This window comes from Streptomyces sp. NPDC058579, from assembly GCF_042718575.1.
In the GTDB taxonomy this organism is placed as follows: domain Bacteria; phylum Actinomycetota; class Actinomycetes; order Streptomycetales; family Streptomycetaceae; genus Streptomyces.
The window spans coordinates 1-16,469 of sequence record NZ_JBHXPI010000023.1; the positions used below are offsets into that span (position 1 = coordinate 1).

16 protein-coding genes and 1 other RNA gene are annotated in these 16,469 nt (G+C 70.5%); 14 read left to right on the plus strand and 3 right to left on the minus strand.

From position 1 onward, the window contains the following. Nucleotides 1–450: 450 nt before the first annotated feature. Nucleotides 451–1,050 carry a hypothetical protein gene (locus ACFWRO_RS23590; RefSeq protein ID WP_384513040.1) on the minus strand — a complete coding sequence of 200 codons (600 nt, stop codon included), beginning with the start codon at nucleotides 1,048–1,050 and terminating at the stop codon, nucleotides 451–453. Nucleotides 1,051–1,183: 133 nt separating this feature from the next. On the opposite strand from ACFWRO_RS23590, the gene ACFWRO_RS23595 reads away from it, so the two are divergent. Then, the gene (locus ACFWRO_RS23595; protein ID WP_384513041.1) at nucleotides 1,184–1,375 is read left to right on the plus strand and encodes an LPXTG cell wall anchor domain-containing protein; all 192 of its coding nucleotides are present in this window, start codon (nucleotides 1,184–1,186) and stop codon (nucleotides 1,373–1,375) included. Nucleotides 1,376–1,494: 119 nt separating this feature from the next. Here ACFWRO_RS23595 and ACFWRO_RS23600 read toward each other — a convergent pair whose 3' ends face one another. Further along, on the minus strand, nucleotides 1,495–1,680 hold the full coding sequence (locus ACFWRO_RS23600; RefSeq protein WP_384513042.1) for a hypothetical protein: 186 nt from the start codon (nucleotides 1,678–1,680) through the stop codon (nucleotides 1,495–1,497). 258 nt (nucleotides 1,681–1,938) lie between these two features. Between ACFWRO_RS23600 and ftsE the strand changes: the two genes are divergently transcribed. The 7 genes from ftsE (at nucleotide 1,939) to ACFWRO_RS23635 (ending at nucleotide 8,663) form a co-directional block, all read left to right on the plus strand. Then, on the plus strand, nucleotides 1,939–2,628 hold the full coding sequence (gene ftsE, locus ACFWRO_RS23605; protein ID WP_260229593.1) for a cell division ATP-binding protein FtsE: 690 nt from the start codon (nucleotides 1,939–1,941) through the stop codon (nucleotides 2,626–2,628). A 21-nt stretch (nucleotides 2,629–2,649) separates the two neighbouring features. After that, on the plus strand, nucleotides 2,650–3,567 hold the full coding sequence (ftsX, locus tag ACFWRO_RS23610) for a permease-like cell division protein FtsX (RefSeq protein ID WP_384513043.1): 918 nt from the start codon (nucleotides 2,650–2,652) through the stop codon (nucleotides 3,565–3,567). Between the two features lie 78 nt (nucleotides 3,568–3,645). Continuing rightward, nucleotides 3,646–4,839 (plus strand): S41 family peptidase, encoded by a 1,194-nt coding sequence (locus ACFWRO_RS23615; protein WP_384513044.1) that lies wholly within the window; start codon nucleotides 3,646–3,648, stop codon nucleotides 4,837–4,839. A gap of 18 nt (nucleotides 4,840–4,857) precedes the next feature. Continuing rightward, nucleotides 4,858–5,403 carry an SsrA-binding protein SmpB gene (gene smpB / locus ACFWRO_RS23620; RefSeq protein ID WP_384513045.1) on the plus strand — a complete coding sequence of 182 codons (546 nt, stop codon included), beginning with the start codon at nucleotides 4,858–4,860 and terminating at the stop codon, nucleotides 5,401–5,403. 91 nt (nucleotides 5,404–5,494) lie between these two features. Next, nucleotides 5,495–5,864, plus strand: a transfer-messenger RNA (tmRNA) gene (ssrA, locus tag ACFWRO_RS23625). A 212-nt stretch (nucleotides 5,865–6,076) separates the two neighbouring features. Then, on the plus strand, nucleotides 6,077–7,450 hold the full coding sequence (locus ACFWRO_RS23630; RefSeq protein WP_384513046.1) for a nitrate/nitrite transporter: 1,374 nt from the start codon (nucleotides 6,077–6,079) through the stop codon (nucleotides 7,448–7,450). Between the two features lie 76 nt (nucleotides 7,451–7,526). Then, a complete protein-coding gene (locus ACFWRO_RS23635) occupies nucleotides 7,527–8,663 on the plus strand; it encodes a uroporphyrinogen-III synthase (protein ID WP_384513047.1) in 1,137 nt (378 codons plus the stop codon). Between the two features lie 37 nt (nucleotides 8,664–8,700). On the opposite strand, the gene ACFWRO_RS23640 is transcribed toward ACFWRO_RS23635, so the two are convergent. Next, the gene (locus ACFWRO_RS23640; RefSeq protein ID WP_384513048.1) at nucleotides 8,701–9,180 is read right to left on the minus strand and encodes a DUF1772 domain-containing protein; all 480 of its coding nucleotides are present in this window, start codon (nucleotides 9,178–9,180) and stop codon (nucleotides 8,701–8,703) included. Nucleotides 9,181–9,390: 210 nt separating this feature from the next. Here ACFWRO_RS23640 and ACFWRO_RS23645 point away from each other — a divergent pair, with 210 nt between their 5' ends. The 6 genes from ACFWRO_RS23645 to ACFWRO_RS23670 all read left to right on the plus strand — a co-directional run bounded on the left by ACFWRO_RS23645 (nucleotide 9,391) and on the right by ACFWRO_RS23670 (nucleotide 16,398). Next, a complete protein-coding gene (locus ACFWRO_RS23645; RefSeq protein WP_384513049.1) occupies nucleotides 9,391–9,945 on the plus strand; it encodes a CGNR zinc finger domain-containing protein in 555 nt (184 codons plus the stop codon). A 117-nt stretch (nucleotides 9,946–10,062) separates the two neighbouring features. Further along, nucleotides 10,063–10,650, plus strand: a complete 588-nt coding sequence (locus ACFWRO_RS23650; protein WP_362011878.1) for a sigma-70 family RNA polymerase sigma factor — start codon at nucleotides 10,063–10,065, stop codon at nucleotides 10,648–10,650. Beyond that, on the plus strand, nucleotides 10,647–11,525 hold the full coding sequence (locus ACFWRO_RS23655; RefSeq protein ID WP_384513050.1) for a zf-HC2 domain-containing protein: 879 nt from the start codon (nucleotides 10,647–10,649) through the stop codon (nucleotides 11,523–11,525). The genes ACFWRO_RS23650 and ACFWRO_RS23655 overlap by 4 nt, the downstream gene beginning before the upstream one ends. A gap of 89 nt (nucleotides 11,526–11,614) precedes the next feature. Further along, nucleotides 11,615–13,951 carry a HelD family protein gene (locus ACFWRO_RS23660; RefSeq protein WP_384513128.1) on the plus strand — a complete coding sequence of 779 codons (2,337 nt, stop codon included), beginning with the start codon at nucleotides 11,615–11,617 and terminating at the stop codon, nucleotides 13,949–13,951. A 366-nt stretch (nucleotides 13,952–14,317) separates the two neighbouring features. Next, complete coding sequence (locus ACFWRO_RS23665; RefSeq protein WP_384513051.1) at nucleotides 14,318–15,754, plus strand: NAD-dependent malic enzyme; 1,437 nt, start codon at nucleotides 14,318–14,320, stop codon at nucleotides 15,752–15,754. A 362-nt stretch (nucleotides 15,755–16,116) separates the two neighbouring features. Next, nucleotides 16,117–16,398, plus strand: coding sequence for an HU family DNA-binding protein (locus ACFWRO_RS23670; protein WP_003968811.1), 282 nt, complete (start codon nucleotides 16,117–16,119; stop codon nucleotides 16,396–16,398). Nucleotides 16,399–16,469 lie beyond the last annotated feature (71 nt).

The following is a 16,469-nucleotide window of genomic DNA, read 5'->3' on the forward strand; positions in this document are numbered from 1 at the left end:
GCCCTCGCGTACGCACGCGAGGGCCCGGTGCCGTTTCGTGCGCGCGTCTCGATTCGCGGGCGCAAGGGGGAATTTGGTGTTCCTGACGCTTTGTCGACATGGGAACTGGCCTTGGGGCGGCGGTAGTTCCACGTTTACGTCACAGTTGCATCCCCGCATGGCGGGCAACTGGTGATCTTTCGGGCATCGCACGCGCAACGACCTTGACGCGTATGCGGAAACTCGGAAGGGTGGCACGTTGCATGCGTATCTCTGGGGCGCGTGTACACGGGGGTGGGGCCAGTGAGTGTGGCGCCCCCGGTGTCCGGAGCCCCGAGCGCAGCTCTACAGACGAGATTGAGCTACTGGGGGTAGCAGCCAGATGACCAAGAAGACGCGGGTCCGCGTTGCGCGGATAGCTGCCGGTGCGGTAATCGCGGCCGGCGCGTCGCTCACTGTCGCGGGCGCCGCTCAGGCCGTCGGTGGCATCGAGGCCGACGTCACCGTGACCAACCAGGGCGTTGACGCCGGGGTCAACATCACCGCAGGCGACGACGGCGGCAACACCTCCGTCGGCACCATCGAGGGTACGTCCGAGGGCACCTCGGAAGGTACTTCTGAGGGCACCTCGGAAGGTACTTCTGAGGGCACCTCGGAGGGCACTTCTGAGGGTACGTCCGAGGGCACCTCGGAGGGCACGTCGACGGGTACTTCCACCGGTACCTCGACCGGCACGTCCACGGGTACGTCGACCGGTACTTCGACGGGCACGTCCACGGGTACTTCGACGGGTACGTCGACCGGTACGTCCACCGGTACCTCGACGGGTACGTCGACCGGTACCTCGACGGGTACGTCCACCGGTACCTCGACCGGTACGTCGGCGGGTACGTCCACGGGTACTTCGACGGGTACGTCGGCGGGCACGTCCACGGGTACTTCGACGGGTACGTCGACCGGTACGTCGGCGGGCACGTCCACGGGTACTTCGACGGGTACGTCGACCGGTACCTCGGCGGGCACGTCCACCGGTACCTCGACCGGTACGTCCACCGGTACCTCGACCGGCACCAGCCAGGGTCAGGGCGACGACGGTGGTCAGAACGAGGGTCAGGGCAACAACGGCGGTAACGGCGACAACGGTGGTTCCTCCACCAACGGTGGCACCGGCACCTGCACCGTCGACCTCGACGGGGCCGAGTGCGTGAGCAACAACCCCGACACCGACAACGCCGGCTCGCAGCCCGTCGAGCAGGGCAAGGCCAAGGAGGAGCTGGCTGAGACCGGCGCCGCCGAGACCTCGTTCCTGATCATCGGCGCCGCGACCATGATCGCCGGTGGCATCGGCTTCCGGATGCTGCCGCGTCTGGTCGGCGGTGGCCGCGCCGCCGTCTGAAAGACGAGCGGTCGCGCACAAGCGCATGAGCGTCTAGGCGTGTAAGCGCCACGAGCGCGTACGAGAGGGCCGGGGGTACGCCCCCGGCCCTCTCTCACGTTCTGGCTCGCGTGCGGGGTCTACGCCGCCTGCAGTGCCGCCAGCAGGGCCAGCGTCGCCAGCAGGGCGATCACCAGGGCCAGTACCATCGCCGGAGTCAGGCCCGTCGACGGGTCCAGCCGCTCTCGGTTCGCGCGGCAGACGGGGCAGCGACCCTCCGCGACGGGGGCCGCGCAGTTGGCGCACACCAGTCGGTCATACGTCATGCGCTCTCCTCCTCCCGCACAGCGGTCCACACGGGTTTCACAACAACGACAACGCCCGGTGGCACCCGAGCGTTCCCCCTACCACTGTGCCAGCTCCGACGCGTTTCGGCGCGCCCCGTCGGATTACACCCGGATCGCATCGCTTCCGCCCTGAAGGGCGAAAAGGATAAAGCACGCAAGCCGGGACCGCGACTGCGCGGGCCATCCCCGGTCGCGTAAGGTCGCGCACACCTACTCCCGGCCGACCGTGGTGCATCCGTGATCCGATTCGACAACGTCTCCAAGTCCTATCCGAAGCAGAACCGCCCCGCGCTCCGGGATGTATCCCTGGAGATCGAGAAGGGGGAGTTCGTCTTCCTCGTCGGTTCCTCCGGCTCCGGAAAGTCGACTTTTCTCCGGCTGATCCTGCGCGAGGAGCGCTGCAGCCACGGCCAGGTGCACGTCCTCGGCAAGGACCTCGCCCGGCTCTCCAATTGGAAGGTGCCCCAGATGCGGCGCCAGCTCGGGACCGTCTTCCAGGACTTCCGGCTGCTGCCCAACAAGACCGTCGCCGAGAACGTCGCCTTCGCCCAGGAGGTCATCGGCAAGCCGCGCGGCGAGATCCGCAAGGCCGTGCCCCAGGTCCTCGACCTCGTCGGCCTCGGCGGCAAGGAGGACCGGATGCCCGGCGAGCTCTCCGGTGGTGAGCAGCAGCGCGTCGCCATCGCCCGGGCCTTCGTGAACCGGCCCATGCTGCTGATCGCGGACGAGCCCACCGGCAACCTCGACCCGCAGACCTCCGTCGGCATCATGAAGCTGCTCGACCGCATCAACAGGACAGGGACCACCGTCGTCATGGCGACCCACGACCAGAACATCGTCGACCAGATGCGCAAGCGCGTCATCGAGCTCGAAAAGGGCCGCCTCGTCCGCGACCAGGCGCGCGGCGTCTACGGATACCAGCACTGAGCAGGTAGGGGATAGATCACCATGCGCGCTCAGTTCGTGCTCTCCGAGATCGGCGTCGGCCTTCGCCGCAATCTCACGATGACCTTCGCCGTCATCGTCTCCGTGGCCCTCTCGCTCGCCCTCTTCGGCGGTGCGCTGCTCATGCGCGAGCAGGTCAGCACGATGAAGGACTACTGGTACGACAAGGTCAACGTCTCCATCTTCCTCTGCAACAAGAACGACGCGGCCGCCTCCACCAAGTGCGCCAAGGGCGCGGTGACCGCGCAGCAGAAGGAGCAGATCCAGGCCGATCTGAAGAAGATGGACATCGTCGAGTCCGTCCACCACGAGACGACCGACGAGGCCTACAAGCACTACAAGGAGCAGTACAGCGACACCGCCATCGCCTCGGTCATCACGCCCGACCAGATGCAGGAGTCGTTCCGGGTCAAGCTGGACGACCCGGAGAAGTACAAGGTCGTCGCCACCGCCTTCGCCGGCCGGGACGGCGTGGAGTCCGTGCAGGACCAGCGCAACATCCTGCAGAACCTCTTCGACCTGATGAACGGCATGAACATCGCCGCCCTCGGCATCATGGGGCTGATGCTGGTCATCGCACTGATGCTGATCGTCAACACGGTGCGCGTCTCCGCCTTCAGCCGACGGCGCGAGACCGGCATCATGCGGCTGGTCGGCGCCTCCAGCTTCTACATCCAGATGCCGTTCATCATGGAGGCCGCCTTCGCCGGACTCCTTGGCGGCGCCGTCGCCTGCGTCATGCTCCTGGTCGGCCGGTACTTCCTCATCGACCACGGCATCGCCCTCGCCGACAAGATGCAGCTCGTCAACTTCATCGGCTGGGACGCCGTCCTGGCCAAGCTGCCGCTCGTCATCGCGATCGGCCTGCTGATGCCGGCCCTTGCGGCCTTCGTGGCGCTGCGCAAGTACCTGAAGGTGTGACAAGGACCCCTCAGACACCCTTGGCGCCGTACGGTCAACCACCGTACGGCGCCATTGCTTTGTCCTAGAGTGAGCGCCATGCCTACCGGCCCCGACCCCAGTCCGCGGCCCCGCGGAGTCCTGCGCGGGGCCGCCCTGACGCTGGTCTTCGCCGGGGTCCTCGCGACGGCCGCGGCCACCGGAGCCCTGCCGCGGCAGGAGCCCACCGCCCTGAAGCGCGCCCCGCAGGCGGCGCCCGCCAGGGACCGGGACACCGTCGATCCCGCCGACCTCTCCCGCGCCGCCGCCGAGGCGATGGCCGACGGGAAGTCCGGCAAGCAGGCCGCCCAGGAGTTCGTCAGCCGCAGCGGCGACCGCTGGGGCGCGGTGTACGGCAAGGCGGAGTTCGAGGAGTTCGAGCAGGCCCTCGACGGCTCGTACACCGGTGTCGGGCTCTCCGCGCGCAAGGCGGGCGCGGACCGGATCGAGATCTCCCGCGTCCAGGCCGGCGGACCCGCCGCCAAGGCCGGGCTGCGCGCCGGCGACCGGCTCGTCACCGTCGACGGGCGTTCCCTGGCCGGGCTCTCCGTCTCCGAGGTCGTCGCCCTGCTGCGCGGCGACGGCGCAGGCCGGGCCGGTTCCACCGTCGCCCTCGGCGTCGAGCGCGGCCGCGCCGCCTGGACCGAGACCCTGACCCGGGCCCGGCTCGCCAACGACGACGTCACCGTGCGGCGCCTCGACGACGGCGCGGTGCTGATCAAGGTGGCCGCCTTCACCAAGGGCGTGGGCGAGCGGGTACGGGAGGCGGTACGGGCCGCCCCGGCCGGCGCCGGGGTCCTCCTGGACCTGCGGGGCAACGCCGGCGGCCTGGTCGCCGAGGCCACCGTGGCCGCCTCCGCCTTCCTCGACGGCGGTCTGGTCGCCACGTACGACATCGACGGCGAGCAGCGCGCGCTGTACGCGCAGAGCGGCGGCGACACCGCCCGGCCCGTCGTGGCGCTGGTCGACGGCGGCACGATGAGCGCCGCCGAGCTGCTCACCGGCGCCCTCAAGGACCGCGGCCGGGCCGTCACCGTCGGCTCGCGCACCTTCGGCAAGGGCGCGGTGCAGATGCCGAGCACGCTGCCCGACGGCTCCGTCGCCGAGCTGACCGTCGGCCACTACCGCACTCCGGCGGGTCACGGCGTCGACGGCCTCGGCATCACCCCGGACCTGGTGGTCGGCGACAGCAAGGGCGAGCGGGCCGAGGAGCGGGCGAGAACAGTATTGAGTGGCCTCGGAGGGGGCTCGTAGTGCGAAAATGGCCGCACTATGGCAAAGGGACTCGTGAACGTGCAGGGCAAGCCTGCCAAGAAGAAGGACCCTGAGAAGGCTCCTGAGCGCAAGATCATCGCGCAGAACAAGAAGGCGCGCCACGACTACCACATCATCGACACCTACGAGTGCGGTGTGGTGCTCATGGGCACCGAGGTGAAGTCGCTCCGGATGGGCCGGGCGTCGCTGGTCGACGGCTTCGTCCAGATCGACCGCGGCGAGGCGTGGCTGCACAACATCCACGTACCGGAGTACTCCCAGGGCAGCTGGACCAACCACTCGGCGAAGCGGAAGCGCAAGCTGCTGCTGCACCGCGCCGAGATCGACAAGCTGGAGTCGAAGTCCCAGGAGACGGGCCACACGATCGTGCCCCTCGCCCTGTACTTCCTCAACGGCCGGGTCAAGGTCGAGATCGCGCTCGCGAAGGGCAAGAAGGAGTACGACAAGCGGCAGACGCTGCGAGAGAAGCAGGACACCCGCGAGACGAGCCGGGCGATCGCGGCGGCCAAGCGGCGCCAGCGGGCGGCCAAGCTCGCGTCGTAGGGCTCCGTTAAGTCGCTGGCAACCGTACGCGTTCGTCACGTACGATGGGTCACGCACCTCACAGCGGGTGCGCGCATTGAAAAATCAACATGGGGATGATCGGTTTCGACAGCGGATGTCGAAGCAGGGGAAGCGTGTCGAGGAAGCGGCAATGATCTCGTAAACCATATGTCGCAACCTATAATCGCCAACACCAAGCGCGATTCCTTCGCCCTCGCTGCCTAAGTAGCGACTTGCGAAGTGTCAGCCCGGGGGTGATCCCGACCCGGATCCTGGCATCATTCAGGGATCTAAACTTCTAGGCCCGGTCACGGGGCCTGGAAGGAAATCAAACAGTGACTGAGCCCGTCGGAGACTTGTCCGCGTGATCTCCGGGGCCGAGAAAATCGAAGCGGACTGCACACGGAGAAGCCCTGATTCCGCACCGTTGGACGCGGGTTCGATTCCCGCCATCTCCACTCATCCCATGTGGGCACGGGCCCGGCAGTCGTCACGACGACCGCCGGGCCTTTGTCATGCCCGGAGGCTCACAGCGGTTGTGCGGGTCCGGTGAGAGCTAGGTTCCGTACCCGTCACTTCACGCCACCGGCCCCGAAACGCGGGTTGCCTAGCGTCAGCGCACAGAGGTCCAGAGCATCTGGACGCTCGGGACCCGACACCGTGGAGGTACGTGATGGGCGGCCGGTGGATCGAACGCTGGGAGCCGGAGGACGAGACCTTCTGGCGGGAAAAGGGAGAACGGATCGCCCGGCGCAATCTGGTCTTCTCCGTGCTCTCCGAGCACATCGGGTTCTCCATCTGGAGCCTGTGGTCCGTGATGGTCCTCTTCATGGGGCCGCAGTACGGGATCGACCCGGCGGGCAAGTTCTTCCTGATCGCGACCGCGACCTTCGTCGGGGCGCTGATCCGCGTCCCGTACACCTTCGCCGTCGCCCGCTTCGGCGGCCGGAACTGGACGATCGTCAGCGCGCTGCTGCTCCTCCTGCCGACGGGCGTCGCCTACGCGGTGATGGAGCCGGGCACCTCGTACGGCACGTTCCTGCTGGTCGCCGCGCTCACCGGGGTCGGCGGCGGCAACTTCGCCTCCTCCATGACCAACATCAACGCCTTCTTCCCGCTCCGCAAGAAGGGCTGGGCGCTCGGGCTCAACGCGGGCGGCGGGAACATCGGCGTCCCCGTCGTCCAGCTCGTCGGCCTGCTCGTCATCGGCACCGCCGGCGCGCTGCACCCGCGGATCGTCCTCGGCGTCTACATCCCGCTGATCGTCGTCGCCGCCCTGTGCGCGGCGCTCTTCATGGACAACCTCGCCCCGGTGAAGAACGACACCGGCGCAGCGAAGGAGGCCGTACGGGCCGGCCACACCTGGATCATGGCCTTCCTCTACATCGGCACCTTCGGCTCCTTCATCGGCTACAGCTTCGCCTTCGGGCTCGTCCTGCAGACCCAGTTCGGGCGCACCCCGCTCCAGGCCGCCTCGCTCACCTTCATCGGCCCGCTCCTCGGCTCGCTGATCCGGCCCGTCGGCGGCTCCCTCGCCGACCGGCACGGCGGCGCCCGCATCACGCTGTGGACGTTCGCCGCGATGGCCGCGTCGACCGGGGTCGTGGTCTACGCCTCGGTCGTCGAGTCCCTCACCGTCTTCCTCGTCGGCTTCATCGGGCTCTTCGTCCTCAGCGGCCTCGGCAACGGCTCCACGTACAAGATGATCCCCGCGATCTTCCTCGCGCAGGGGCACCGCCGGGGTCTGTCGGGCGAGGCGGCGGAGGCGTACGGCCGCAGGCTCTCCGGGGCCGCCATGGGGCTGATCGGGGCGGTGGGCGCGCTCGGCGGGCTCGGCATCAACCTGGCCTTCCGGCAGTCCTTCCAGACCTCGGGCACCGGCACCGCCGCGTTCGTCGCCTTCCTGCTCTTCTACGCGGCCTGCATGGTCGTGACCTGGGCGGTATACCTTCGCCGGCCGGCGGTCGTACCGGACACGGCCGAGGGCGTCGAGGGTGGCGACGGTGCCAGGGAGAAGGCCCGGCAGCCCGGTTACGCCGAGGTGTGAGCCTCCAGTGGGCCGTAACGGGCAGGAAATCCAGGTGAACCGCGTCCGTCACGGTTCGCCGTCAGGCTCGGCTCTCATGGACGAGCAAGAGCAGGGGCCCCTCGCGGGGTTCACCGTGGGAGTCACCGCGGCACGGCGCGCGGACGAACTCGGCGCGCTGCTGCGCCGCCGGGGCGCGGCCGTGACGCACGGCCCGGCGCTGCGGATCGTGCCGCTCGCGGACGACACGGAACTGCTCGCCGCGACCAAGGAACTCATCGACCACGCCCCGGACGTCGTCGTCGCCACGACGGCGATCGGCTTCCGGGGCTGGGTCGAGGCGGCCGACGGCTGGGGGCACGGCGAGGAACTCCTCGACTGTCTACGGGGCGTGGAGCTGCTCGCCCGCGGCCCGAAGGTGAAGGGCGCGGTACGGGCCGCGGGGCTCACCGAGTCGTGGTCGCCGTCGTCGGAGTCCATGGCCGAGGTCCTCGACCGGCTGCTCGCCGAGGGGGTGGTGGGGCGGCGGATCGCGCTCCAGCTGCACGGGGAGCCGTTGCCGGGGTTCGTGGAGGCGCTGACGGCGGGCGGCGCGGAGGTCGTCGTCGTCCCCGTCTACCGATGGATGCCGCCCGAGGACATCGGCCCGCTCGACCGGCTCCTGGACGGGGTCCTGGCGGGCGCGCTCGACGCGGTGACCTTCACCAGCGCGCCGGCCGCGGCCTCGCTGCTGTCCCGGGCGGAGCACCGGGGCGCGCTGCCCGAACTCGTCGAAGCGTTGCGGCACGCGGCCCTCGCCGTGTGCGTGGGGCCGGTGACCGCGCTGCCGCTCCAGGCGCACGGCATCGGGACCCTCCAGCCCGAGCGCTACCGGCTCGGCCCGCTGGTCCAGCTGCTCTGCCAGGAACTGCCGGCCCGGGCGCGCAGCCTGCCGGTGGCCGGTCACCGGATCGAGATCCGCGGCCACGGGGTCCTCGTCGACGGCCTGCTGCGCCCGGTCCCGCCGGCCGGGATGGCCCTGCTCGCGGCGCTGGCCCGGCGCCCCGGCTGGGTGGTCTCGCGCCCCGACCTGCTCCGCGCCCTGCCCGGCGCGGGCCGGGACGAGCACGCGGTGGAGACGGCGATGGCCCGGCTCAGGACGGCCCTCGGCACCCCGAAGCTGATCCAGACGGTCGTCAAGCGCGGCTACCGGCTCGCCGTGGACCCGGTGGCGGACACGAAGTACGACGGGTAGGGCCTCTCGACGAGAGGCCCTAGGGGCGCGGCGCCCCTCACCGTCCCCGTACCGACAGCGCTCGCAGCAGGCAGGCGAATCCCGCCGTCGTCAGGACCGCCCGGACGAGGTTCCAGGCCACCCACGGGGACTCGAAGTCCGCACGGGCCCGTACCGGGTCGGTGGCCGCCGCGAGGGCGTCGTTGAGCGGGACGTTCACCGCCGAGGTGACGACGAACACGGCCGTGTAGAGGACCAGCGCCGCGAGCACCCAGACCTTCGCCGCGGTTCCCCGCAGCTGCCATGCCGCCACCGCCGTCAGGATCAGCGCCCCGAAGAACGGTGTGAAGAAGACCGGGTTCTGGATCACGTCGTTGACGCTCCGCATCACCTCGACGAAGACCCGGTCGTCCGCGCGCCCCAGTGCCGGCATCACCGAGCACACGTACGCGAACCACACCCCCGCGACCAGTCCCGTCGCCACCGTCGCCGCCGTCAGAACCGCTCCGGCGACCTTCCCGCCCCTGTTGTTCGTCATGGCCCCCAGTCAAGTCGCCCCGGGCGAAAGGATCCATGGGCGCGCGTCCAGGTTCCATACGCGGGCGTCTACGTCCGGCACCTGGCGGGATCACCACCTCTTCCAGCGGATCCTGCACGACGAGTCCCCGCCACAGGGGTAGCCGGACCCGTCCCGGCTCGGCACTCTGGTCGGGACGACTGCTTCCGATCGTGAGGTGGTGACAGGGGCATGACCGTACGGTTCGACTCCGGCCGGATCAGCCTGGACCTGGCCGCCCAACCGCTCCGTGATCCCCGGGCGCTCGACCACTTCCTGCGGACCGCCGGACTCGTCCCCGCAGCCACCCCGCTCCGCGGGATCGACGTCGTCTGGGTCGTGCGCTTCCGCGAACTGCGCGACTGCGTCGGTGAGCTGGCGCACGCCCAGCTCGACGGCCGGCGCGCCGCCGACCGGGCCCTGGAGCGGCTCAACGTCCTCGCCGCCGCCTCCGCGCCGCCCGCGCCCCGCGCCGTACGCACCGAAACCGGCGGGCTCGTACGGGCCTTGGATGCCGAACCCGACTGCCGAGCCCTGCTCGCCGCCGTCGCCCGGGACGCCGTCGACCTGCTCACCGACCCCACCGCCCGCGCCCTGCTTCGCCGTTGCGAGAGCGACGACTGCCGCCGCTGCTACCTCGACACCTCGCGCGGTCGCCGCCGCCGCTGGTGCTCCAGCGAGGCCTGCGGCAACCGTGAGCGCGTTGCCCGGCATCGGGCAGCGCGGCGGGCCGACACGCCCGCGTGACGGGTGCTCGGAGCGGTGGTGGGGAGCCCCGGAAAAAAGTTCGCGCGCCGTTGAGTCGAACCCGCACCCCCCTCCGTACCCCTGCTCGACAAGAAGGACTCGACCGGGGAGGTTCAGGTGCGCAAGGATGCGGCCGTGGCCGATGAACGTCCGCATCGGGCCCGGCATCGCAGCGAGACGTCGCGGGTCAGCCCCGACGTCCCCGACGAGGAGTTGATGCGTGCTCTTTATCGCGAACATGCCGGTCCCCTGCTCGCCTACGTACTCCGTCTCGTCGCCGGCGACCGCCAGCGTGCCGAGGACGTCGTGCAGGAGACGCTCATCCGTGCCTGGAAGAACGCCGGCGCGCTCAACCGGGCGACCGGCTCCGTCCGACCTTGGCTGGTGACGGTTGCCCGGCGCATCGTCATCGACGGGCACCGAAGCCGGCAGGCCCGGCCGCAGGAGGTCGATCCGTCACCGCTCGAGGTCCTGCCCGCGGAGGACGAGATCGACAAGGCTCTGTGGCTGATGACGCTCTCTGACGCACTCGAGGATCTGACCCCCGCCCACCGGGAAGTACTGGTCGAGACCTACTTCAAGGGGCGTACGGTCAACGAGGCGGCCGAGACTCTCGGCATACCCGCAGGGACCGTGCGTTCCCGGGTTTTCTACGCACTTCGTTCGATGAAGCTCGCGCTGGAGGAGAGGGGGGTATCGGCATGAGCAACGACATGACACCGCCGCACGACGCGGCGGGCGCGTACGTGCTGGGCATCCTGGACGACGTCGACGCCGCCGCCTTCGAGGCGCACCTGGTGGACTGCGATGTGTGCGCCGCGCACATGGAGGAGTTCGCCGGGATGGAGCCGATGCTCGCCATGCTGGCGGACTCGGGGGCCGCTCAGGGCGCTCCCCGCCCGCCGGGGCCCGACCCGTACGCCGAGGACGTCTTCGACGCCTTCGCGCCCCGGCCGCCGGCGCCCGCCGTCGTGCCCGGCCCGCCGCTGCCCCGCCCGCGCCGCGGTCCCGTCGAGCCGATCGCCGTCGCTCCCGCGCCCGAGCTGCTCGACCGGCTCATCGACGAGGTCGGTGCCAAGCGCGCCCGTTCGCGCCGCCGCTCCTTCTACCTCGTCGCGGCCGCCGCGATCCTGGTCGTCGGCGGTCCCGCCGTCGCCGTCGTCGCCACCTCCGGCGGCGGGACGGACCACGTGGCGATCGAACCGCACCCGACCAGCCCCGCCGAGGACGCCTTCTTCAACCACATGGAGGAGAAGCTCCAGGCCACCGACCCGACGACCAAGGTCAGCGCCACCGTCGGCCTGGAGAAGAAGGGCTGGGGCACCCACACGGTCCTGGAGCTCAAGAACGTCAAGGGCCCCCTGAAGTGCCGGCTCGTCGCCGTCTCCAAGACCGGCGAGGAGGAGATCGTGACCTCCTGGGCCGTGCCGAAGTGGGGGTACGGCATACCCGGCGCCACCCAGGAGTCCGCCAAGAACCCGCTGTACGTGCACGGCGGAGCGGCCATGGACCGGGGCGACATCGACCACTTCGAGGTACGGACCTTCGACGGCGAACGCCTCGTGGAGGTCGAGGCCTGACATTTTGCCCCCCTGTGGCGTACGCTCGACGGCTGCCCAGTGCACGTCAGAAGGGGGCCTCAGTGGCCGCGCAGGAAGCCGTGGAGGCGATGGCCGCCATGGACGCCACCGATACGGTCCGCGACCGTGAGATCGGTGTCGAGCAGGAACATCTGGACAAGGTCTACCGCCGCCTCGAGGAGAAGATCCACGAGGCGGAGTTCCTGATGAACGACGCCGCCAAACGCGGCCAGGTCGGCACCCCCGGCGCGCTCGCGGAGCGGGACGCCCAGGTGTTCCGGGCCGGTGTGCACCTCAACCGGCTCAACAACGAGTTCGAGGACTTCCTCTTCGGCCGGATCGACCTGCTGTACGGCAAGGACGGCAAGAAGGGCCCCGACGGCGCGTACACGTCCGTGGAGCCCGCCGAGGACGCCGTACGGCCCGACAACACGGCCGAGATCGGCGAGACCCTCCACATCGGCCGGATCGGCGTCCTGGACTCCGACTACGCCCCGCTCGTCATCGACTGGCGGGCGCCGGCCGCCGCGCCGTTCTACCGCTCCACGCCGGTCGACCCCGGCCGCGTGGTGCGGCGCCGGGTCATCCGCTCCAAGGGCCGCAAGGTCCTCGGCGTCGAGGACGACCTGATGCGCCCGGAGCTGACCGCGACCCTCGACGGGCGCGCGCTGCCGGTGATCGGCGACGGCGCCCTGATGGCCGCGCTCGGCCAGGCCCGCAGCCACACCATGCGCGACATCGTCTCCTCCATCCAGGCCGAGCAGGACCTGGTCATCCGCGCGCCCGCCGCCTCCGTCACGTACGTCGAGGGCGGCCCCGGCACCGGCAAGACGGCGGTCGCCCTGCACCGCGCGGCCTACCTGCTCTACCAGGACCGGCGCCGGTACGCGGGCGGCATCCTGATCGTCTCCCCGACGCCGCTGCTCGTCTCGTACACCGAGGGCGTGCTGCCCTCGCTCGGCGAGGAGGGGCAGGTCGCGATCCGCGCGCTCGGCTCGCTCGTGGACGGCGCGGAGGCCACCACGTACGACGAACCGGCAGTCGCCCGCGTCAAGGGCTCCTCCCGCATGCTCGCCGTGCTCCGCAAGGCCGCCCGCGGGGCCCTGGAGAGCCCGGCCCCCGTGCCGCAGGCCCAGCTCGCCCTGGACGACGAGGAGGCGGCCGCTCCCGTCGGCACGCCCACCCGCCTCCGGGTCGTCGCCTTCGGGCGCCGCCTGGAGCTGGAGGCCGACGACCTCCAGCGCGTCCGGCACAACGTCCTCGGCGGCTCCGCGCCCGTCAACCTGCTGCGCCCGCGCGCCCGCAAGCTGCTGCTCGACGCCCTGTACGCCAAGTCCGGCGCGGCCGGGCGGCACAGCGACCCCGAGCTCGCCGCCGAGCTGCGCTCCTCCTTCGACGAGGACATCTCCACCGAGGACGCCTTCCTCGGCTTCCTCGACGCCTGGTGGCCCGAGCTGACCCCGCGCCAGGTCCTCGACGCCATGGGCGACGAGAAGCGCCTCGGCCGCTGGGCCCGGCGCGTCCTCAACCAGGGCGAGATCCGCAGGCTCGCCCGCTCGCTGCGCCGCGAGGGCCTCTCCGCGCACGACGTGGCGCTCCTGGACGAGCTGCACACCCTCCTCGGCTCCCCGGCGCGGCCCCGCAAGAGGCGGGAGTACGACCCGCTGGACCAGCTGACGGGCCTGGAGGAGCTGATGCCCGTACGGGAGGAGACGCAGCGCGAGCGGGCCGAGCGGCTCGCGGCGGAGCGCACCGAGTACGCGCACGTCATCGTCGACGAGGCCCAGGACCTGACGCCCATGCAGTGGCGGATGGTCGGCCGGCGCGGCCGCACCGCGACCTGGACGGTCGTCGGCGACCCCGCGCAGTCCTCCTGGTCCAGCCCGGACGAGGCCGCCGAGGCCCGCGACGAGGCGCTCGGCAGCCGCCCGCGCCGCCGCTTCGAGCTGACCGTGAACTACCGCAACCCCGCCGAGATCGCCGAACTGGCCGCCAAGGTGCTCGCCCTCGCCATGCCCGGCAAGGAGTCGCCGCGCGCGGTCCGATCGACGGGCGTGGAGCCCCGCTTCGTGGCGCTGCCCGGCAAGGACGATCTGGCCGAAACCGTACGGGCGGAGGCCCGCCGGCTGCTCGAACGGGTGGACGGGACGGTCGGCGTCGTGGTCGCCATGAACCGCCGCAGGCAGGCCGCCGGCTGGCTCGCCGAGCTCGGCGACCGGGTGGTGGCGCTGGGCTCCCTGGAGGCCAAGGGCCTGGAGTACGACGCCACGGTGGTGGTCTCGCCCGCGGAGATCGCGGACGAGTCCCCGGCCGGCCTGCGGGTCCTGTACGTGGCGCTGACCCGCGCCACCCAGCAGCTGACGGTGGTCTCGGGCGCCCGTGACGTACCGGACGAGGCGGGGGTCCCCGACCTGCTCCGGGACTGATTTCAGGTCAACCTGCGTCGCAGGAATCACTTACCAGAGTGGTTTGTTAGCCTGTCTATGGCACCGGCTCGATCCAAGCCCCCGGGCCCAACCTTCGTCCCTTAGAGGGACCACTTGCCGCGAGGCGAGCATGGCGGGTCGGTGCCATCTTGTACGTACATACAGAAGAGGTCCGCGTCACCCCCGGGTGATCGCGGACCTCTTCTGTTTCCCCGCAGGTTCTCGTATGGTGGAAACTACTTTCCGAAAACGAAATGACCGCATTACCTGCTACCGGCGGGTAGGTGCGACGATCGGAGGGCGCCGCCGGGCGATCAGCCGGGGCGGCGTAGCAACGAAGCTCAGGGAAAGCAGAGGAAGTCGGCCATGGCAACGGCGCCCAGCGTCTCGTACTCGATGACGGTCCGGCTGGAGGTTCCCGCCAGCGGAACCGCGGTCTCCCAGCTCACCACGGCGGTGGAGTCCCACGGCGGTTCCGTCACCGGCCTCGACGTGACCGCCTCCGGCCACGAGAAGCTCCGGATCGACGTCACCATCGCCGCGAGCTCCACCGCGCACGCCGACGAGATCGTCGCGCAGCTGCGCACCATCGAGGGCGTCACCCTCGGCAAGGTCTCCGACCGTACGTTCCTGATGCACCTCGGCGGCAAGATCGAGATGGCGTCCAAGCACCCCATCCGCAACCGTGACGACCTCTCCATGATCTACACCCCGGGCGTGGCCCGCGTGTGCATGGCGATCGCAGAGAACCCCGAGGACGCCCGCCGCCTCACCATCAAGCGCAACTCCGTCGCAGTCGTGACGGACGGCTCCGCCGTCCTCGGCCTCGGCAACATCGGCCCGATGGCCGCCCTGCCCGTGATGGAGGGCAAGGCGGCCCTCTTCAAGCGCTTCGCCGGCATCGACGCGTGGCCGATCTGCCTGGACACCCAGGACACCGACGCCATCGTCGAGATCGTCAAGGCGATCGCCCCCGGCTTCGCGGGCATCAACCTGGAGGACATCTCCGCGCCCCGCTGCTTCGAGATCGAGGCGCGGCTGCGCGAGGCCCTCGACATCCCGGTCTTCCACGACGACCAGCACGGCACCGCGATCGTCGTCCTCGCCTCTCTCACCAACGCTCTGCGCGTGGTGGGCAAGGGCATCGGCGACGTACGGGTCGTCATGTCCGGCGCGGGCGCGGCCGGTACGGCCATCCTGAAGCTGCTCATCGCCGCGGGCGTCAAGCACGCCGTCGTCGCCGACATCCACGGCGTCGTGCACGCGGGCCGCGAGGACCTGGTCGAGGCCGCCCCGGGCACCCCGCTGCGCTGGATCGCCGACAACACCAACCCCGAGGGCGTCACCGGCACCCTCAAGGAGGCCGTCGTCGGCGCGGACGTCTTCATCGGCGTCTCGGCCCCGAACGTGCTCGGCGCGGACGACGTCGCCGCGATGGCGGACGACGCGATCGTGTTCGCGCTCGCGAATCCGGACCCCGAGGTGGACCCGGCGATCGCCCGTCAGACGGCGGCCGTCGTGGCCACCGGCCGCTCGGACTTCCCCAACCAGATCAACAACGTGCTGGTCTTCCCGGGTGTCTTCCGCGGTCTCCTCGACGCCCAGTCCCGCACGGTCAACACGGAGATGATGCTGGCGGCCGCCGCGGCGCTCGCCGACGTCGTCACCGAGGGCGAACTGAACCCGAACTACATCATCCCGTCGGTCTTCAACGACAAGGTCGCGGGCGCGGTGGCGGGCGCCGTCCGCACCGCGGCGAAGGCGGCGGGCGCGGGCGCCGACAACGGGACGAACGGGCTCTGACGGGGCTCTGACGGGGCTTTGACCGGGCTCGTAGGGGCGGCGTGGGGCGTGACCCGCTCCACGTCCGCCCCCGTGCACGGCGCGTCGCGGGTCGCGGTGCCCCAAACCCGCCTTTAGGGTGGCCCTTCGGCTCCAAAGAGTTTCTGCGGAGTGGACGGAACGTCACCATGCCAGTGGCCGTGGCGCTTTTCGTGTGACCCCAGAGGGTGCCGGATTGGCGTTCCCGCCGCTGGTGGGGGCAGGATGCCTATTCGGGCGCGAGGGTCTGTCAGCAGACCCGGGTCCGGGGACTGTCCGAGGGCCCTGGCAGCATCGGCATCGATCTCACGCCTCACAGGCAAGAAGAACACGGGAGTACAAACATGAACCGCAGTGAGCTGGTGGCCGCCCTGGCCGACCGCGCCGAGGTGACCCGCAAGGACGCCGACGCCGTGCTGGCCGCTCTCGCCGAGACCGTCGGCGAGATCGTCGCCAAGGGCGACGAGAAGGTCACCATCCCCGGCTTCCTGACCTTCGAGCGCACCCACCGTGCCGCTCGCACCGCTCGTAACCCGCAGACCGGCGACCCGATCAACATCCCGGCCGGCTACAGCGTGAAGGTCTCCGCGGGCTCGAAGCTCAAGGAAGCCGCCAAGGGCAAGTAAGCCGCCAAGGGCCTGGAAGCGGGCCTGAAGCGACAGAAGGGCGGCCACCCCTCCAGGGGGCGGGGGCCCAG